The sequence below is a fragment of the Bacillus sp. 1A genome (assembly GCF_052682215.1).
On sequence record NZ_JBQYLZ010000001.1, the window covers coordinates 917,332 to 935,915 of the forward strand.

The 18,584-nt window shown below is 31.5% G+C and carries 17 protein-coding genes and 3 pseudogenes; 8 read left to right on the top strand and 12 right to left on the bottom strand.

Annotated features, from left to right (window positions below; genetic code table 11):
* Nucleotides 1-147 precede the first annotated feature (147 nt).
* Nucleotides 148-513: a winged helix-turn-helix transcriptional regulator gene (locus ACUN0F_RS04630; protein WP_327989286.1), complete on the top strand. Its 366-nt coding sequence runs from the start codon at nt 148-150 to the stop codon at nt 511-513.
* Between the two features lie 78 nt (nt 514-591).
* Here the strand turns inward: ACUN0F_RS04630 and ACUN0F_RS04635 are convergent, their stop codons facing one another.
* Nucleotides 592-897 carry an ArsR/SmtB family transcription factor gene (locus ACUN0F_RS04635; RefSeq protein ID WP_131935126.1) on the bottom strand — a complete coding sequence of 102 codons (306 nt, stop codon included), beginning with the start codon at nt 895-897 and terminating at the stop codon, nt 592-594.
* A gap of 572 nt (nt 898-1,469) precedes the next feature.
* On the opposite strand from ACUN0F_RS04635, the gene ACUN0F_RS04640 reads away from it, so the two are divergent.
* A protein-coding gene (locus tag ACUN0F_RS04640; protein WP_445539186.1) for an IS3 family transposase occupies nt 1,470-2,830 on the top strand; the annotation gives its coding sequence in 2 pieces (ribosomal slippage) (nt 1,470-1,926 and nt 1,926-2,830; 1,362 coding nt in all).
* A 294-nt stretch (nt 2,831-3,124) separates the two neighbouring features.
* Here the strand turns inward: ACUN0F_RS04640 and ACUN0F_RS04645 are convergent.
* Entirely contained in the window at nt 3,125-3,637 is a 513-nt protein-coding gene (locus ACUN0F_RS04645; RefSeq protein ID WP_327989415.1) for a peptidylprolyl isomerase, read from the bottom strand.
* Between the two features lie 315 nt (nt 3,638-3,952).
* Between ACUN0F_RS04645 and ACUN0F_RS04650 the strand changes: the two genes are divergently transcribed.
* From ACUN0F_RS04650 to ACUN0F_RS04660, 3 genes and pseudogenes are all read left to right on the top strand, one after another.
* Nucleotides 3,953-4,435 (top strand): thioredoxin family protein, encoded by a 483-nt coding sequence (locus ACUN0F_RS04650; RefSeq protein WP_327989417.1) that lies wholly within the window; start codon nt 3,953-3,955, stop codon nt 4,433-4,435.
* A gap of 40 nt (nt 4,436-4,475) precedes the next feature.
* Nucleotides 4,476-5,620, top strand: a pseudogene (locus tag ACUN0F_RS04655) (DUF418 domain-containing protein).
* 1,134 nt (nt 5,621-6,754) lie between these two features.
* On the top strand, nt 6,755-6,949 hold the full coding sequence (locus tag ACUN0F_RS04660; RefSeq protein ID WP_046955780.1) for a hypothetical protein: 195 nt from the start codon (nt 6,755-6,757) through the stop codon (nt 6,947-6,949).
* Nucleotides 6,950-7,742: 793 nt separating this feature from the next.
* On the opposite strand, the gene ACUN0F_RS04665 is transcribed toward ACUN0F_RS04660, so the two are convergent.
* Nucleotides 7,743-8,357, bottom strand: a complete 615-nt coding sequence (locus tag ACUN0F_RS04665) for a hypothetical protein (protein WP_046955781.1) — start codon at nt 8,355-8,357, stop codon at nt 7,743-7,745.
* Between the two features lie 118 nt (nt 8,358-8,475).
* Between ACUN0F_RS04665 and ACUN0F_RS04670 the strand changes: the two genes are divergently transcribed.
* Nucleotides 8,476-8,661: a hypothetical protein gene (locus ACUN0F_RS04670; protein ID WP_445539187.1), complete on the top strand. Its 186-nt coding sequence runs from the start codon at nt 8,476-8,478 to the stop codon at nt 8,659-8,661.
* Between the two features lie 271 nt (nt 8,662-8,932).
* Here ACUN0F_RS04670 and ACUN0F_RS04675 read toward each other — a convergent pair whose 3' ends face one another.
* The 4 genes from ACUN0F_RS04675 to ACUN0F_RS04690 are packed head-to-tail and all read right to left on the bottom strand — an operon-like array spanning nt 8,933 to nt 11,610.
* Nucleotides 8,933-9,667, bottom strand: coding sequence for a Bax inhibitor-1/YccA family protein (locus tag ACUN0F_RS04675; protein ID WP_445539188.1), 735 nt, complete (start codon nt 9,665-9,667; stop codon nt 8,933-8,935).
* 40 nt (nt 9,668-9,707) lie between these two features.
* Nucleotides 9,708-10,538, bottom strand: a complete 831-nt coding sequence (locus ACUN0F_RS04680; RefSeq protein ID WP_327989323.1) for an ABC transporter permease — start codon at nt 10,536-10,538, stop codon at nt 9,708-9,710.
* Nucleotides 10,535-11,233, bottom strand: coding sequence for an ABC transporter ATP-binding protein (locus ACUN0F_RS04685; protein WP_131935132.1), 699 nt, complete (start codon nt 11,231-11,233; stop codon nt 10,535-10,537). The genes ACUN0F_RS04680 and ACUN0F_RS04685 overlap by 4 nt, the downstream gene beginning before the upstream one ends.
* Nucleotides 11,230-11,610: a GntR family transcriptional regulator gene (locus ACUN0F_RS04690; protein ID WP_327961343.1), complete on the bottom strand. Its 381-nt coding sequence runs from the start codon at nt 11,608-11,610 to the stop codon at nt 11,230-11,232. Before ACUN0F_RS04690 ends, ACUN0F_RS04685 begins: the two co-directional genes overlap by 4 nt.
* A 690-nt stretch (nt 11,611-12,300) precedes the next feature.
* On the opposite strand from ACUN0F_RS04690, the gene ACUN0F_RS04695 reads away from it, so the two are divergent.
* Nucleotides 12,301-12,588, top strand: a complete 288-nt coding sequence (locus tag ACUN0F_RS04695) for a PH domain-containing protein (RefSeq protein ID WP_327989282.1) — start codon at nt 12,301-12,303, stop codon at nt 12,586-12,588.
* 925 nt (nt 12,589-13,513) lie between these two features.
* On the opposite strand, the pseudogene ACUN0F_RS04700 reads toward ACUN0F_RS04695, so the two are convergent.
* Together ACUN0F_RS04700 and ACUN0F_RS04705 are read right to left on the bottom strand one after the other, a co-directional pair.
* Nucleotides 13,514-14,134, bottom strand: a pseudogene (locus tag ACUN0F_RS04700) (S-layer homology domain-containing protein); the annotation flags it as partial.
* 305 nt (nt 14,135-14,439) lie between these two features.
* The gene (locus tag ACUN0F_RS04705; protein ID WP_243707103.1) at nt 14,440-14,622 is read right to left on the bottom strand and encodes a hypothetical protein; all 183 of its coding nucleotides are present in this window, start codon (nt 14,620-14,622) and stop codon (nt 14,440-14,442) included.
* Between the two features lie 125 nt (nt 14,623-14,747).
* Here ACUN0F_RS04705 and ACUN0F_RS04710 point away from each other — a divergent pair, with 125 nt between their 5' ends.
* Entirely contained in the window at nt 14,748-14,912 is a 165-nt protein-coding gene (locus tag ACUN0F_RS04710; protein WP_048530165.1) for a hypothetical protein, read from the top strand.
* A 767-nt stretch (nt 14,913-15,679) separates the two neighbouring features.
* On the opposite strand, the gene ACUN0F_RS04715 is transcribed toward ACUN0F_RS04710, so the two are convergent.
* The 3 genes and pseudogenes from ACUN0F_RS04715 to ACUN0F_RS04725 form a co-directional block, all read right to left on the bottom strand.
* Complete coding sequence (locus ACUN0F_RS04715) at nt 15,680-16,591, bottom strand: Rpn family recombination-promoting nuclease/putative transposase (RefSeq protein ID WP_131935134.1); 912 nt, start codon at nt 16,589-16,591, stop codon at nt 15,680-15,682.
* Between the two features lie 130 nt (nt 16,592-16,721).
* Nucleotides 16,722-17,909 carry a DUF3854 domain-containing protein gene (locus ACUN0F_RS04720; RefSeq protein ID WP_445539189.1) on the bottom strand — a complete coding sequence of 396 codons (1,188 nt, stop codon included), beginning with the start codon at nt 17,907-17,909 and terminating at the stop codon, nt 16,722-16,724.
* Nucleotides 17,899-18,177 (bottom strand): annotated as a pseudogene (locus ACUN0F_RS04725) (LPD1 domain-containing protein); the annotation flags it as partial. The pseudogene ACUN0F_RS04725 and the gene ACUN0F_RS04720, both read right to left, overlap by 11 nt.
* Between the last annotated feature and the right edge of the window lie 407 nt (nt 18,178-18,584).

An 18,584-nucleotide genomic window follows, 5' to 3' on the forward strand; every position in this document is an offset into this window, starting at 1 on the left:
TATCTTTTATTTCAGTTGTGCTAATATAGAACTAAAAGATTACTTCTTCCTTACAGCATTCATTATAAAGGTAGCGTAACAATGTGAGAAGAATGCACTTTTTTGATAGAAAGTATCCTCCAGGATACCATATGAAAGGTGAAAAATATGGAACAAGATTTACGTCATGAAGTATTACATAAAATACAAAATAAAGAATTCAATTGTGCAAAAGAATTAACTTTATCTATCATTAGTGGAAAATGGAAAATTTTCATTTTATACCGTCTTGGTATAAATGGTCCAATGCGTTTTAGCGAGGTTCAACACTTATTCCCAAAAATTACTCATAAAGTATTAACAAAACAACTACGTGAATTAGAAGAAGATGGTGTCATCAGTAGAAAAATCTATCCCGAAATCCCACCAAAAGTAGAATATTCTTTAACAGAGCTTGGCGTTAGCTTACAACCTATTCTAAATATGATGTATGACTGGGGAGAAAAACGTATTCAGCAATTACAACAAGAATAATAATTGAATAAGAAGCCGTTATAAAAATTACATCCACGATATTTTTATAACGGCTTCTTATTTGGTTATATTTATGTTTTAATTCATATTCGAAACATTGAGTATTTCTACAATCTTATCTGCTTTTGAATTGTTTATAGAATAGTATACCTCTAGCCCTTTTCTTTTAGCACGTAGAACGTTCCTTTTTAGTTTAGATAGATGTTGAGATGTTGTAGATTGGGGTATATTCAAAATCTCTGTTAGTTGAGTTACATTTAACGTTTTCTTATTAGTTAATTCACTAATGATCTGTAGGCGTAATGGGTGTGCCATTGCCTTTAATAGTTCGATATCATCTTCGGGAATTTGGGTATCAATATTAGTATCAAGAATTCTGTTCATGATTAGCCTCACTTCCCAATATTATTTCTTATTTGTAATATACTTATATAGTGATAAATTTGTTTTACATGTCTTGGATTTATTATATAGTTTTAATGTGTATTTTGAGCGGAGTTAATATATGTTTATTATGAGTTTTTAGTAAATTTATAAATTTTTCGCGGGCATTTATAGGAGTTGGGTAATAGAAAGGTTAAATTTCATAAAAAAGCGTTAAAGATATTTATCTTCAATACTTTCTACAATAATAAGTTTTAAAATAAAATATAAACTATAACGTTTTCTAATTATGGTATAATATAGCTAGTAACTGAAGGCGTGTGGTGGGAGGTTGCAGCCTTTCTTTCTCTTAATTTAGAGGGAAAGGAGGTGTAATCGATATGGAATTTTTACAACAATTATTACAGGACGCTACGAAACTATTCGTAACAGTGTTCATAACAACTTTTGCTACTGCTTATGCTAACAAGCTAGTGGCAAAACGTAATAATAAAAGTAAAAGAACCACCCAGACGTGAACCGCACCCAATTTGTTAGACGTATAACTAACAATTGGAGGTGCGGTTTTTATTATGTCTAGAAAGTATACATTTGAAATGAAACAAAATGCTGTTGAACATTATTTAAATACAAACGACTCTTTTAAAATAACGGCGAAAAAGTATCAAGTGAGTATATCTTTATTAAAAGAGTGGGTGGCACGTACTAGAGAACAAGGAGTAGAGTCTCTAAACTCTAAATGTACAAGGTATGACATTCAGTTTAAAATGGAAGTATTGAATTTTATGAACAATACAGGAGCCTCGTCTTTACAAGCAGCCGCCACATTCAATATTCCCTCACCTCGTACTATTAGAAAGTGGCGATCAATACTAGAAACACAGGGGATAGATGCTCTTCGTAAAACATGTAAGGGGTACTCCACTGTGAAAATAAAAAAAGCCATTGCACCTAAGAAAAAACAAAATAGTAATACTGATAATGACTTACAGAAAGAAAATGAATACTTACGCATGGAAAATGCTTATTTAAAAAAGTTACACGCCTTAATTCAACAAAAACAACAATCTCTGAAAAAGACAAAGCACACATAATATATGAGTTAAGGCATGAATATAAAATTATCGACTTGATTAAAGCGGCTGAAATGGCTCGTAGTACGTATTATTACTGGGTGAAACAAATGAGTCGTGAAGATAAATATAAAGGGGTTAAAGAAAGCATTAAACAGATTTTTCAGAATCACCAAGGGCGATATGGCTATAGGCGTATTACACTTGAATTACGTAACCAGGGTTATACCATTAACCACAAAACCGTCCTTCGTTTAATGAATCAATTAGGGCTAAAATCGTTGGTAAGAATCACTAAATACCGCTCTTATCGTGGGAAGGTTGGGAAGGTAGCACCAAATGTCTTGAAGCGTGATTTCAAGGCCTCTAAGCCTAATGAAAAGTGGGTTACAGATGTTACTGAAGTTCATTTGTTTGGTGAAAAACTCTACCTATCTCCTATTCTAGACTTGTTTAATGGTGAGATTATTTCTTATAATATTGAGAAACGTCCTACATTCCTTTTAGTTGAAAGGATGTTAGATAAGGCTTTAAAATGCTTGAATAAAGAAGATACTCCTATCCTTCATTCAGATCAAGGTTGGCACTATCAAATGGATAGATACCAATATATTTTAAGAGAAAATAATATAACTCAAAGTATGTCCCGTAAGGGAAATTGCTTAGATAATGCAGTCATTGAAAATTTCTTTGGCTTATTAAAATCTGAATTACTTTATCTTAAAGATTTTGAAAGTATGGAACACTTTAGGGAAGAACTAGAGAATTATATTTATTATTACAATCATAAAAGGATTAAGGCAAAATTAAAAGGATTGCCCCCTGTAAAATACAGAATTCAATCCTTATTAGCTGCTTAAATATGTGTCTAACTTTTCGGGTCCAGTTCAACGTCTGCCAAACGTAAGAAAGGTGGTTCAAAGAAAAAATAATTAAACTTTGCAATCTACCACCTAACGGCAGCAGTTACAAATTAGACGGGATGTTACCAGCATCTCGTCTTTTATTATTATGCACATAGTTAGTGAGTTAAAACCTTTAATAAAAGGTTTATCTCTACACTCTCATTATACATTTTATCTCATTGGAAAACAATATCATCTTATTTGGTATTTTTTATTATGAAATAATAATTGATACTGCTTAATAAATTCCTATTTTGGTGAACTTTTTTCAATTACTTCTTTCTTTTGGTACATGTCTTTTAGTGTTTCCTCATTAATTTTTAAATCAGATTTATCAACTAACTTTTCAATTTGGTTCTGCAGTTTTTGTTGATCCATATTTTGTTCAATTAATTCGGCAGTAAGTTGAGGTTTCATTTCTTTAAATGACGGAAGTTTTTGTTTATCTAGTATTTTTATAATATGAAAACCGTAATTGGTTTGTATTGGTTCGCTTATTTGTCCAACCTGTAACTCATAAGCTTTGTCTTCAAATGCGGGTATCATACTGCCAAATTGAAGTATACCCATGTCTCCACCCACATTTTTAGTTGCACTATCTTGAGAATATTCCATGGCTAACTTATTAAAATCTTCCCCGGCATCTAGTTTCGCTTTTATTGCTTTAGCTTGTGTCTCATCTGTTAATAGAATATGACTTATATGCAATTTCGGTTTTTTTGTATCATATAGTGCTTTGAGTTCATTTTCTGTAACTTTCACATGCCCTTCTACCAATTTATTTTTTAACAGGTCTAATTTTAATTTCTTGCATAATTGTTGTTCTATATCCCCTTATTGTGATGGATATAAATTTTTTAAATTCAATTTGGTACGTGAAATTATATATACTGAATTAACCCTTTTCTTCCCTTTTAAAATTCATATAGCATCCTATATGAATTTTATGTTATTATATAGATAGAAAATTTGTTTCCATTGTTTATACTCTATTGTACGTAGCGTGAAGGACAAACCTTACGCCCTGTTAACTCGGGCGAGGTTTGTCCTTTTTTTTATTTAAAGGAGGAATTTACTATGAAAAAAATCTACAAAATCGGAGCAGTTATAACAACTTTATGTGTTATTGGTATCACGATCTTTACTTTAACTAAAAATGAATCAGTCAAAACAGAAATAGTAACACCAGAAAAAACAATTGTATCTGTCGCACATGTAAAAGAAGCACCTGAAAATATAAAAGATATTTCAAAAGAAGAATTAAATCAAAAAATAAAATCTCATGAAGAGTTCATTGCGTATTACTACCAACCTACCTGTCATTTTTGTAAAAAAGCTGCACCAGATATTAATAGTATGTCAAAAAAGCATGATAGAACCATCTATCGTATTGATATCTCTACACCAGAAAATCAAAGTGCCTTTCAAGAGTTCGACATTCCAGGTACTCCAGTTGTTGTAGCTTATAACAGAGGTGAAGAAGTTGAACGCCTAGAAGGAGCAGTGTCAGCTGCTACATATGATGGATTCTTTGCAAGACGTAATTCGAGCGCTAGCTAGTATAGTGCTCGTTTTTTCTGTTTAAGAAAGGAGAATTTACATGCAACAAAACGCCCGTATTTATTCTTTAGACATAATAAGAGGTATGGCCATACTATGTATCCTATTTGCGAATCTACCCACTATGACAGGACTAGATCCCTTTAATCAAGCGGGCTATATTGGTATAGATAAAGTAATTCGCTTTTTAGTAGATTTATTTATTCAATCAAAGTTCTATACTATTTTCGCATTCTTATTTGGGGTAGGATTTTACATCTTTATGAAAAATACAGAAGCAAAAGAATATCCCATGTATAGACTATTTATACGGAGACTGTGTATCTTACTAGTCTTCGGTTTACTCCACTTCACCTTTCTATGGTATGGAGATATTCTACATGCGTATGCTATAGCTGGATTTATTCTATTGTTCTTTTATAAGGGATCTACTAAGCTTATTTTTATAGCTGGTTGTAGTTTCCTAACGGTTAGTTATGTATTACATATTATTATATTTTTACAAGCAAGTTCTTCTATTCCTGAAGTACCAACTTACTATCAATATATGTTTACTGGCAACACTACCAACCACACGGTAAATCTATTTACACATTATTTATATCAAGTAAAAGCACGTTTGTTTTTTCTGATGATAGAGGAACCCCAACAACTACTAATTGGGATTCCGGAATATATAGGCTTATTTTTAATCGGTTTATGGGCTGGTAAAAAAATACTTTTAAAAGGGTACCGGAATTAATAAAGAATATTAGATTTTTACAGTGGAGTTCGTTATGCATTTCATGTCTTCTCTCTTGCCCTATTATCTACTACTTTATAAAAAAGGATGTCTATTACTCTAAGGATGTACAACTATGGATTCTATTTGGAGGGAAAGCGCTAGCTATATTCTATATTTGTACTCTACTTAGAGTTTGTGAGAATAAAAAATATATAAAATGTCTGCACCCCTTTATGAACGTAGGCAAATATGCTTTAACGAATTACATTAGCCAAAGTATACTAACTCTTGTCATTCTTTCGCTTTACTTTAAAGATGTCTCACACATATATTACTGGCAACTATGTATCTTCGGGCTTTTCATTATCTTTGTACAAATTATATTCAGCAAAATTTGGAGTAAATATTTCCGCTATGGTCCTATTGAGTGGGCATGGAGAAAAGGAATTTACAAGAAATAGCCTATTTTTCACCAGTTACATGCTATTAACTGAAAAATATGATAAAATATTATATGAAAGATTAAAGATATATTTGTGGTTTTGAGATCATGTTATTAAAATTACAGTGGTTCAAGTCAGAGGAAGGCACCTTGTGGTGTCTTTTTTATATACTATTTATTATCCGATTCATCAGTTTTATTATAAACACATTTTGCTTCTCCACAAAGACCACAAGTATCACCTATATTATACACAGGCGCTCCTTAAGGAAGGAGTCTTCTTGGCTAGAATGATAAATTCCCCTGTATTACCAAGAATGCTATGTTTCTTATTTTTTGCCTTCTTCTTCATCCTCTTCTCTTCTTGAACAACTTACAAATCCACTTTCCATTGTCTCAACAAACCCTTTTTACGTCACATTAAATTTCTATCCCCTTCAGATTGAAATACAAATATATAAATAACATTATATACCTCCTTCAATAAAGGGAGCACACTCTCAATGTGAATCGAGCTTTATCCTGAGCATTGAATAGGACACGAAGAGCTCGTCCCATTACATAATATGCTTGTCCTTATCATAATGTGCAATAAAAAAAGCACCCTCGCCCAGGCGCCAAAAGATACATATACATTGAGGTAACTAACACGTTAGAAAAGATCCTTCCATATCATTGTATGATTATCGATTATCTTTATACCTAGATGACTTTTTAAAATATAGAATTTGTTCACTTTTACGATACATTTATGAAACATTTAAATGTTATGTTGTATAAGTCCTTTTTTTGAATCATATTCATTCTGTCAAAAAGTCCTAGTCCTCCTAGGACTTTTTACCCTCAAATAAAGAAGTGTATCATATTTATCAATATACAAAATTACTTAACATGATAAAATAATATTCGGATGGGAGTCCAATACATATTATTAAAATTAAGATGGTTCAAGACGAAGGAAGACACCTTAGGGTGTCTTTCTTTATAGAATTTAGTATTAACAAGTATAACACATTGTACGTGTTAATCTGCTGCCTTATTATCCTGTAAAAGAAAAAATTTAAATCCCCATAGATATCTATCTTATAGTTAATTACATACATCAATTCATGATATAATTATATCCATATATTTAATTTAAAGGGTGATAATAATGAATTCATACACAAATAAGCAAAAAATAGTATCCCTTATAATAGCTTCATTTATCTTTTTCATTTTTGTATTAACGGGTATATACAATTTTACAAAATCAAATTTCTTTTACGTAAATTTAGCAGGTTTAACCCTCAACAGTTTCATGTTATTTGTAGCAGCTAAAGCATTAATGAAACAAATTAAAGACTAAGTATATACAATGATAAATTTAAGCTTATTTGAAGGATCGACATATCACAGTCAAGCAAATAAAATTTAGATGGAGGATTCAACATGAATAATCTAAAAAACTACTTAAACGAGAATCTTTTTATTAAGTATTCTCTATATATAATATTAGGAGCTGGAATAATAAGAGCAGGTTATGAATTTGGCTATTTCATTACTAACTTCATGTTATAAAACAATACGTGGTGTTAATTAAAATAACACCGCGTATTAGTAGTCAGTAGACGTAGTAATCTAACAAAATCCCCCATAAAAAATTACTCAATGTTTTTTACATGCGACATTGAGTAAGTACTTCATAAATTCTGTTGTCAATATTTAATTTAAATTTGTAAACCATTTAATTGCATAGATGCTATAATTCTCAAAAATATTTCAGGTAACTCTAAAACAAAAATTTCATATCACTACAACCATTATTCATGAGCATTTAGAACACTTTTGTGATGAAAAACAATTAATTCCTTAATTTGATAGGCATGGAGTAGCACCGCATTTCCATCAAGTTAAGAAAAAGGGTCTCCCCCCATGCCCATCAACTTAAGAATTCCGAATTACCCCAAAACAAAAAAATGAGCTTTTTTGCTACAAGTTAGCACAAAATTTCGTTCTGGGGGTATTTACTTTTCTTAGCTTGATAGCGATGTGGCGGTCCCCCAATAAGTAAAAAGAATTAAAACATAGAAAATCCTTAGGTTATTAAAGCACCTAAGAATTTTCTATGTTAAATAAACTAATCTATTAAATTTTCAACTCTAAAAACAGTTTTTCACCACATCACCTAATTCAAATAACTCCAAAACAGCTTTTTGTGTTTCACCCGGTAAAGCTCTAGTAGATACACTTACAGCTCTCTTAATAGCATTACCTCTACCATAACCAAGGTTACGTTGATGCTTATATGCTGTTACAATAGTCTTAGTCATTGAATTAATACCACCCATTAGCTTAGCCGCTTGTTTAACCTTTAAAATTTTAGCCCATGGAAGAGCATTTATAGCAATCGCTTTTCCGGCACTAGAAATACAATCCCAACTAACACCACGAAGTGATCCATTAGGATTATCCGCTACAGCTGTTAAATTATCACCATCTGCTATAAAAGTATATCCAGCAAACTCAGATCCTTTATTTTCGTTTAACCATTCAACCCCAGAATCAATTCCTGAATTTGCTACAGCATCTGGCATTTTTTCTACTAATTCTAAAAGTGGAGATAAAGCTTCATAGTCTTCAATTTCTGATTCTATTTGTTTAGTTTCATTCTTCGTTGTTTTAACTTCTGCATTTGCTACCGGGAAACTAAAAATTGTAGAAAACATTAAAAACGAACAAAAAAGAATACCTAACCTTAAAAACCCTTTTGACATAAAAATCTCTCCCTTATTTTTACATTTATTGAAATGAATGCGCATACTTCAATAATATGGTAACATATATATAAATATAGTCCATACCTAATTTAAATTTATTAAGGAGGTTTTTTACATGAATAAATACATTTTACCTGTAATTATACTAATCTCTATCATTACATTTATCGCAAACTTTATTGTTGATGACGAGAAAGTCAATGCCCTGATTGATGTTATTGGCCTTATTTTAATTTTAATTTTAATTTTAGGGTTCTGGGGTTTTTCACGTATAAGCAAAGAACAGAAGAAAAACAAATAATATTTTAAATAGATATAAAAGGGGTATCGCCACATCGCCATCAACTTAAGAAATTGATTGTCCCCCAAAACGAAAAAAATGAGTCGAATTCTCATAAATAACTGCAAAAAGGTAAATTTCTCGTAATGGGGATGTCTCAAAATCTTAGCTTGATGGGCATGGGGGACTTTTTGTACAGTAACATCCTACATTTGTTACTACCTATATTAATTTAATTGAAAATACGAGATACAAAAAACATCCTGCATGTTTGGATCATGCAGGATGTTTTCTAGTCTTTGTTTTTCATAATGTAAGAAACCAAACGAAGGATCTCTAAGTATAACCATACTAATGTCATCATAAGTCCTACTGCGCTGTACCACTCCATATACTTAGGTGCTCCACTCTGAGTACCATTTTCTATGGAATCAAAATCGAGTAATAAATCTAATGCAGCAACAATAATTACAATTGTACTTATGATGATACTAATTGTTCCACCTTGGTGAATATATGGAACATTCACCTCTAAGATACCCAGTAAGAAAACAATAAAATACATAATAAGAATTCCAAGTGTTGCAACCGTTACAACCGCACGAAACTTTTTAGTTACTTTTACTATTCGAGTTGCGTATAACACTAACATGGAAAATAAAATCGAAATTGTTAGTAATACGGCAGTTAAAGCGATAGAATCACCAAAGCGCATTGTATAATATGCTGAAATACTTCCTAATAAACCCCCTTGTAATATTGCGTAAATTGGTGCGCAAATTGGGGATATGCGCGGAATGAATATAACCACAAAAGCGACAATTAGAGTAACTATTATAATTCCAATTAAAACGGGTATTTTCATTGTCCCTTGTGTCATCTGTACGTAGGAATAGACAGACGCTGCAAGAAGTAAGATAAGCAAAATGAATGTTTTTCCTATCGTTCCACCTATTGTCATCGTAGAAGCGCTTGTCTTCTCTTCATGGAATTTGTCTTTTTTTAACATTGGATTAGATGTTCTCATGCTTTCCTCCCAAAATATCTTTTACTTATAAAGTGATTTTTTATATCTCTAATTTCTTATTGATAATGCGACCTGTAATCGCTACGAGTACAATTATTAACAAGCAAGTAAAACATAGACCTAAAATAGTGAAATCTTCAATAGGGTAAAATGATGTATCAAAAAAATCATTCTTATCCATGAATCCAGAACTTTTAATAGTAACTGCATATTTCTCTAATTTACTTAACACATTCATTACTATTGTTTGTATTGTTGAAAAGATAGCAACGAAAATGATGAATAAAATTATTTTACTCATCCATGACTTCACTGGAAACAGCCTTATAATGGCTATGATAAAATAACAAGAAATAAGGATACTCATGAAATCGATTCCCCATAAAAGAAAAGCAAGTATGTGTTGGAAGATTCCGTAACTATACAACTTGTGATATTCTTGTCGAAATTCTCCGGTTACTTCCCCACCATAAAGACTCGGATTATAACCAATTACTTTTCCATCATAAAGACTTTGTGAAAAATAATATGAAAAAATTAAGCCTATACCTAATAAAATAATAAACATTAATGTAAAAAACAATAAATTCGTATATATATATTTTCGGGTTGGGATGGCTGTATAACGAATCATAGAATTTTTTAATATTTTATTGAAAGAAGGCAGCGCTATTAGAAGAAGTAAAAATGCAGCTATACCAATTATTATTAGGTATATGAGTAATACTACATCCTTTATAAACGGAGGTAGTACCCTTGAGAGTCCTATCGTACTAATTAAAAGAAGTAAAGAAATAATAATAAAACCAGAATAAAAGACTGCTATTTTTTTTCTATTGCACTTATATAAATAGAGAAAAAGTGGGTTCATTGCTCAAACACCTCCCTAAACAACTCATGTACTGCTTTCCCGTGATGAAAACGAATTTCCTCTACGTTTTCATGTAATATAATAGTTCCGTCTTTTAAAAAGATTACTTCATCAAATATATTTTCGATTTCTTCTATTAAATGGGTTGAAATGAGAATGGTACAATCTTCTCGGTAAAATTTAAGAATTAAATCTAGTACATGTTTTCTAGAAACAAGATCAATTCCACCCAATGGCTCATCTAATATATATAACTTTGCTTTCCTGGAGAAAGTTAAGATAAGTTGTAATTTTTCCACTCCACCTTTTGATAAAGCAACTATATGCTCTTCTAAGGGCATTTTAAACTCAGCTATTAAGTTCATTGCTTGATGTAAATCAAAATCACTATAAAAATCTCGATAGAAAACTACAGCATCTTTTATCGTCATCCACTCGTCAAAAACAGGACTATCAGGCATAAATGAAACAATATTCTTTGTTTCTATTCCTACCTTCTGACCTTCAATTGTGATAGTTCCTTTAGAAGGATAACGCAAACCAGCAATCATTTTTAAGAATGTCGTTTTTCCGCTACCATTATCACCAACAAGACCAATAATTTTCCCTTCAGAAATTGTTGCACTTAAATCTTGAAGCACTGTTTTTAAGTTATATCTTTTCCACAGATTTTCAATTTTTAATAACTCTGTCATTCGTTTTCCTTCCTTTTCTTTTCTAATGAAGAATGGAGGATTGTAAGAATTTCTTCTTTCGTAAATCCTAAATTGTCCATTCCATTTATAAAATTATCAAGCAACTCTGTTGCCATTTCTTTGCGTAGTTCAGTAATCTTTTTTCCTTCACTCGTTACAAATCTCCCTGTTCCTCTTCGTGTCACAGCAATACCTTCTCGTTCTAGCTCTTGAAATGTGCGTTGAATCGTATTGGGATTCACTTGTAATTCACTGGCTAGTTCACGTACAGCTGGGATTTTATCACCCGGTGCTAAACGACCTGTTACAATTTCCTTTTTTATGTATTCCATTACCTGAATGTAAATCGGGATATTAGGAGAAAACTCATTTTCCATTTTTCCCCTCCTCAGTATTAGTGTACTAGACAAATAATACACTAATACTGATTGCGTGTAAATGGTAACTTTTTCAAACTATATATAATAAATAAAAGATGATATTTAGTGAATTAGTGTAACCAACCAAGTGCATTAACGACCGTTTATGGTTCTTTATTTACTTCTATCCAAATAAAGAAAAATATTGCGCAAACCCAGGTCCAAAACTCATTACCAAAAATAAAAAAGCCTAACATATTAGTCATATATAATATGTTAGGACTCTAATATTTTAGCTTTCTTTGAATTTAGGTCTTGATAAAGATTCATTTCTTCTTTCAATGAGAGCCATGGTTCTATTTTTATCGACTTTGTACTTTTGTCTCTAAGTATATACACATGTACATAATATGCTTCTTTTTTCTTTTTGAAAATAGCCTCCATTTTACTGCAGTATAACAAATCATAAATCTATATAAAAATTACAAATTTATTTATTATATTATGGAGGAATTAACATTGATTAATCAAACTTCTCCTGTTCACAATTAATATAGTTGTTAAAAAATAAAAAAGTCATTTCAAAATAAAATAGACGTTCAAAAAAGTGGTATTAATTGGAATTAAAACTCTTTATCCTGTATGATTAAAGTATGGATATCCTAATATTCTTATAGTTAATAAAAGGAGAATATAGGAGGAATTTTCATGAAAAACTTAAAAACGGCTATGACATTGGTACAATCACATCTTAATGAAAATGAGATTATTGAAAATAGCCTATATGGAATGTTTCAATATCAAGTATTTGGTATGGGTGGTCAAAGAAAAGGGATATTGGTCGCTACAAATGAACGTATGTGTTTTTATACAAAATATTTAGGGAGTGAAACGTTTAAAGTATTTAATTATGCCAAAATTGATTCAATAGATGTAGAAAAAGGATTATTAACAGGAAAGAAAATCATTTTTTTCATGATGGCGAACGTGAAATGATGAATTTAATTGAGGAAGGTGACCTGGAGAGGTTTGCAGTATTTGTAAAAGAAAAAATTATGATCTTGAAATAAAGAAGTTTGTTTTTAAAATTTGCTTCTCAAATTAAACAATATTATTTGCTAAAATCCAAAACATTAAAACAAAAAACAAATTTTAAATGACTTTAATAACCTCCTATCATACTGTTTGATGGGAGGTTATTGCCTTTCTAAAGATAAAATTAAAGAATTTTATTATCCTTATACATCTCCTGCTCTTTACATTCTTTAATGTATAGATTCCACTGAGATAAATTCACCACTTTTTATTTACTTACTAGATTCACTTATCTCAATTTTTCCAGAAATAGAAAAAAAGTAACCTATTAAGTTGAAGCTAATACATTAAATAATGAATATCCTTCAGCCTAATAGGTTACTTATCTTATATTTAAGAAAGAGAGAACTTTATGACATACTATAAAATTGTCCGGGCATAAAATAACTATCATTTCCAAATTCCACTCAAAAATAGTATAGTAAATATTAAAATTTCTTCTTAATTATATAATTTCTATATTAACTTTTGTGACATTAAAGAAAACATTAAAATCTTGTCCACCCCAGTAAATTTTATAGTGATCAGCATTGTCGTACAAGGAAATCGTTTCTATCTTATATTCTCCTGGATTCGCATACAAATTTAATTGAATGTCTGCAATCCATTTATTACTTTCTTTATCATAACTAATCCTAGCTGTACTCTCTTCACCAGTGGCTCCTCTTACTATTACATATCCTCCCGTAACACCTGACACATCATCCTCCGCTTCTACACTTACCCTTACTATATCTCCTGCTTTATATGTCTGTTTTTCTACTTCTACTTTCTTTAGATTAGGAGGCAATAGATCTGGGGGATTTGTTGTTGTTCCACCATTATTTTCTTCTGTTTTCTCTTTCACATTAATTGCATTGTATAAAAATTGCGCATATTGCTCACGTGTTACAACCTTCTTTGGCTCAAACATATTGTTTCCTGTACCACTTGCAATTTTATTTTCCTGTAATGCACTGATAGCATTCGTAGCCCAATAGTTTTTTTCCACATCTTCAAATGTAGTAGTTGCTGTTGCTTTTAAATTAAAGGATTTTGTTAACACAGCAGCTAACTGCTCACGTGTTAAGATATTGTCAGGTCCAAATTTCCCATCACCATAGCTACTCATAATACCAACTTTAGTAAGATATAAGATTTCTTTTTCAAACATATGCCCTTTGACATCAGTAAACGGATTTTTAATATTAGGGCCATCTGCAGGTTTCAAGTAAGCATAAATCATTCTAGCTACTTGACCACGAGTTATATTATCACCAAAACCAAAAATACCATTTCCATAACCTGCAATAATATTTTTATTTGCTAAATCTGTAATAGTATTAAAAGACCAATGTCCTTGTGGAACATCATTAAACCTTTTACCTTCTGCCTACGCATCTATCATTGGTGTTAATGCTGTTGCCAATATAATACCGCCTGCTAATACCTTCTGTTTAAGTTTCATAAATTATCTCCTTCATTCAAATTAAGTTTATATAATTTTTTACCCTCAATATAATACTTGAGTACACTTAAATCCTTCATCTAAACTAACGTGTTAGACTTCTTAAAGTAATCCTTCATACAACCATATCTTTATATTTTAATTATACAAATTAAAACGTGCAATATATTCCTTTTATCTTATTTAGAAGTTTTGAAGCACAATAAATTCTAAATAAGGTATATACACTAATATCTTTTTCGAAATATTTATTACAATGGGAGAAAATTAAAAAACAGGCAATTACATGTATTTAAGACTATTCTCTAATATTTATTTGATAAAATCTCATTAACCTCTGCCTCGTCATAATCTAAAACGTATTGTAAGGCCTTATCAATCTGTTTGACTCTGATATGACTAACATGTCCTGTATTCCTTATCTCAGAAAACAGATTAGTCCCACCTTGCTGTTGCTCTACTTCATTTCCACGGTTTCCTAGTCCCATTGTTATTCCTCACTTTCTCCCCAAAGGTTTATTTTGTTTAAATTTTGCTTAATTTTCACCAATAATTATCTAAAAATTTTAAAATCGTTATATAATGAATTTAATTTAAATTAGGAGTGGTTAAAATGCCTGATACAATAAGACTTGCTCTTTTCATCTTTATAGCAATTAGTGCTGTTTTCTCTTTAATAAAAGAGTTTAAAAAACCTGAGAAAAAAGCACTTTGGATTTCAATAGAATTTTTAGTTCTTTTCTGGGCGATATGGGTAATTGCAAATATCATAATCTAATTTGTAGAGTATAAGTTCTTCCAAATAAAACTCAATATTCCGTCAATACTGTAGACAACCCATTTCTTAACCATATTCCATGATTGGAGCATTTAGCTTTTGCTAACTGCTCTTTTATTTGTAAAAGGCACTTATTTAACTAGGCACCCATATAATATTCTACGTTCCTTTCTATGTAAAATAGTCGTTACAAAAGGAATCTCGTCACGAGAGCACTTTATTTAGTGCTCTTTTTTACATATACTTACCAAATAGCGTTTTTGTTTTAAATAATAGTTCCAGACTACTTGGACACATTTACCAATTTATTTACCGCTAAATCCATGTTAAAATCACCTGTGAGTACGACATAACTCAGTCTTATGAAGCCCTGTAACATTTTCTACGGGGCTTCTTTTTTTCAACAAACCGTTAGTTAAGTATGTTGAGTACCTTGATCTATAAAATCACTTTTTTGATACATTTATGAAACATTCATGTGTTATCTTCGGTACGTTCTTTTCTTTTTATAATGTGGTGTGAGATATACCATAACTTGAAGCCCTAGACCCCTAATCCTAGGGCTTCTTCATTTAAATAAGGATTTTGTTTAAATCCACCTTAATTCCCATCATTATTTCCAAATATATAAATTCCGTTATAGGTTAGAAAGGAATTCTAAAACAAGAAAAGATAGAATTATAGTCACAAATGGACAACAATCAAAAAGAATAAAAAAAACAGGTAATTGTTTGTAATCACAATTACCTGTTTTAAATCGTTTATATTTACTCTTTATGTTTTAAAATTTCATTAACCTCTTCCACACTTAATTCAGTGGCTTCTGATATCTTCTCTATAGGTACACCAACTTTAATTAAATTGTGAATCATCTCTATCTTAGTGGCTGTTCTAGCTTCTTTTGCAGCTTTTTCCGCGGCTTTTTCTTCTGCCGTCTCTATTTCTGATATTCTATCTTTGATTGCCTTCTCTCTCGCCTCATATAAGCGTAAAAAGTCCTTATCACTACTTAAACGCTCCCAATCCTCTATTGCCTTTTTCAAAACTGGATCTTTTTCCATCGCGATTCCCTCCAGGATTGTTGTTAATTTCTCATCTTCATATGCAGGAAATAATAATAGCCAACGTGCTAATATATCATTCCATGGATCCATTCGATCTCCTTGCCATTCTCGAATTACTTTTGGAATCTCAAGAAAGTGCAATTGCATATTCTCTGAAATTACGTGCTCTGATTTTTTGTTCATGACTACACCGACATTATGAAAGTCTTCTTCTTCTGGAAACAGAATGTAATCCACTATATTAATACAAATGGTTGGTCTTAATTCTGTGTACTTCATCCCCTGAGTCATTTGGGAATAATACATGCCAGCCCAGTAGAACAAAGATCGCTCGATCATGTCTTTTTTGTCGCGAACCTGTATCTCTATATTTAATTTTATACCATTGTTTAAGGTAGCACGCAAATCTAAAATAGACAATTTATCATCCTTTTGCTCCCTAGGAAGATGTGGATCATCTAAATGCAAAGAAATGATTTCCTCATCTAAAGAGGATTGTAATACCGCATTAAGAAAACCAATGAGTATATCTTCGTTTCCCTCTACTCCAAACAAGCGCTTGAAAGCAAAATCAACCCGTAAATTTACTAGATTTTTTTTCATAGATGTATTCATATTCTCCTCTACCTTTCTTTTTGTTAATTTAAACCCTCTGTAGTAATTGGATATAAGAAAAAGATAGAATTGCAAACTCTATCTCTTTCAATCTACCTATTTATGAAAATATCAACCTAATTTATGACTCTTATAGTCTCTTAAATACAGGTTTAAATCCCGCTTGCATTGTATCATCCAGCCCCTTACCTTGTGCTGGGTTCCATGCAGCTATGATTACGTTATAGCCCTCTTTCTTTAACTCTGTTGCAAAGTCTATTAGAGCTTTTCTTACTTTTTTATTCTCTACTAAATCGGCATCAAACGCTAAATAGACATTTTCTACACCCATATCCTTTAATACAGGCATAGCAATTCGCCAAGCATTTACACCAGGAATCGCAAGAACCGTTGTTCCTATTTCAGAAATCTCCTCTTTATTAAATCTCTCTGGAAGCAAATCAGCAATCAAATCAGCTTTCATAGTTCCTTCTGTGATAATTACTGATTTAGTTTGATGAAGTGTACCAGAATTCCAATGTTTCAAATGAGAACTCGGTACGGCTACATGTACAGGAAGTGGATTTTCACTACCTCCTGCACCAGTTCCTTGATTTTTGTTTGCTGATGAGATCCATAAATATTTTTGCCCTTTATGAATCTTTACAACAATTCTTTCCTCTTGAGATGGAATTTCTACCTTTTTGCTCACTTCTAGTTCGCCTTCAAAGATACAATCACCATTCTTAGTTATCTTTACAATATTAGGTTGTTCAATTAATTCCGCTTGAACTCCAGTAGGTGCCGATTTCACATGAACTGAGTTTTTCACTTCATCCACACGAACCTGCCATCCAACAATTTGATTATACTGGTTTCGAAAAGGAATCAATATACCAGGGAAGCCTGACATCAAACGAAGAGAAAGCAGACCTTTCTTCATCTCATAAAATCCCGGAATGCCTTGCCAGCAACTTTTTCTCCCAATCTGTTCAAATAGTTTCTCCCAAACGGTCGTATACGTATTATCCTCTTCTAACACAATTTGTTGCTTTAAGAAAGAGCGATATTGACGTACTTGTATTTGTTCCTCGCTCATTTTTCGAACTTTTAATAAATGTGCATGATGATGCTCTTGCAATGGTATGAAATCCATTAACTTACGATAGATCCATTTACTTTCTACACGCGTACACGCTACTTTCTTTTGCGAAACATGCAGCATGCAATTACCTGTATCATGACAAATCGGACATGTAACACGGTAAAATTCCCACCAGCTACCCCTTGGATAAGCACTCGTTAAACGAAATTGACCTTTTTGAATGTTATAATTCACTATTCCCCACTCCTTGTATACTGTTTATTATATATGGAACAGATACTTCCATTAAACTCTTTATACTTCTATTCAGATATTATCTTTGTTCTCCTAATGGATATACAAAAGAATATGTATCACAAACTAAATAATCGTTTCTATGTTCTTGATCTAGCAAAGCTGATTCTACATATGCTTCAAATGCTCTAGCAAACATCTCGTGATTTGTAGACCAATATTTTTTGATTCTCTTTTTATCTAACTTGATTGCCATATCAAAGTATAGATACTTCAATCATTATATATCTCCCTAAATAATAATTTTTGCCTAATGTGATAATCGGTTTTACCAGTCAAACAGACTTTAAAACAACACAAAAAGGGCTTCTTCAAGTCGATTAAAAATGTGCACAGCTAATTAAATAAGCTTTATATACACTAATCGGCTCAAAGAAGCCCTTTCAGAATTGAAGCAAGGCGTAACTTGCTTCTACAACTCAACCACAACGCATAAGGTGTGGGAATAAACGGAATCAAATAAACAATAAATATAGTTCCATATTAATAAATTCATACAAAAATTTCAACAACTTTATATTTCCTTAATCCGCTCCAGTCTATCTTTCAGTGAATATTTTTGTACAACCATATGTTTCTACCATTTCAAATTGCAACCCTAAATCTTGCTCTCTT

Excerpts from the sequence above, each read along its gene's own strand:
- ACUN0F_RS04660 (WP_046955780.1), top strand. The coding sequence starts at position 6,755 with ATGAATTCATACACAAATAAGCAAAAAATAGTATCCCTTATAATAGCT.
- ACUN0F_RS04650 (WP_327989417.1), top strand. The coding sequence starts at position 3,953 with ATGAAAAAAATCTACAAAATCGGAGCAGTTATAACAACTTTATGTGTT.
- ACUN0F_RS04710 (WP_048530165.1), top strand. The coding sequence starts at position 14,748 with ATGCCTGATACAATAAGACTTGCTCTTTTCATCTTTATAGCAATTAGT.
- ACUN0F_RS04690 (WP_327961343.1), bottom strand. The coding sequence starts at position 11,610 with ATGGAAAATGAGTTTTCTCCTAATATCCCGATTTACATTCAGGTAATG.
- ACUN0F_RS04685 (WP_131935132.1), bottom strand. The coding sequence starts at position 11,233 with ATGACAGAGTTATTAAAAATTGAAAATCTGTGGAAAAGATATAACTTA.
- ACUN0F_RS04715 (WP_131935134.1), bottom strand. The coding sequence starts at position 16,591 with ATGAATACATCTATGAAAAAAAATCTAGTAAATTTACGGGTTGATTTT.
- ACUN0F_RS04670 (WP_445539187.1), top strand. The coding sequence starts at position 8,476 with ATGAATAAATACATTTTACCTGTAATTATACTAATCTCTATCATTACA.
- ACUN0F_RS04705 (WP_243707103.1), bottom strand. The coding sequence starts at position 14,622 with ATGGGACTAGGAAACCGTGGAAATGAAGTAGAGCAACAGCAAGGTGGG.
- ACUN0F_RS04665 (WP_046955781.1), bottom strand. The coding sequence starts at position 8,357 with ATGTCAAAAGGGTTTTTAAGGTTAGGTATTCTTTTTTGTTCGTTTTTA.
- ACUN0F_RS04695 (WP_327989282.1), top strand. The coding sequence starts at position 12,301 with ATGAAAAACTTAAAAACGGCTATGACATTGGTACAATCACATCTTAAT.
- ACUN0F_RS04680 (WP_327989323.1), bottom strand. The coding sequence starts at position 10,538 with ATGAACCCACTTTTTCTCTATTTATATAAGTGCAATAGAAAAAAAATA.
- ACUN0F_RS04675 (WP_445539188.1), bottom strand. The coding sequence starts at position 9,667 with ATGAGAACATCTAATCCAATGTTAAAAAAAGACAAATTCCATGAAGAG.
- ACUN0F_RS04635 (WP_131935126.1), bottom strand. The coding sequence starts at position 897 with ATGAACAGAATTCTTGATACTAATATTGATACCCAAATTCCCGAAGAT.
- ACUN0F_RS04630 (WP_327989286.1), top strand. The coding sequence starts at position 148 with ATGGAACAAGATTTACGTCATGAAGTATTACATAAAATACAAAATAAA.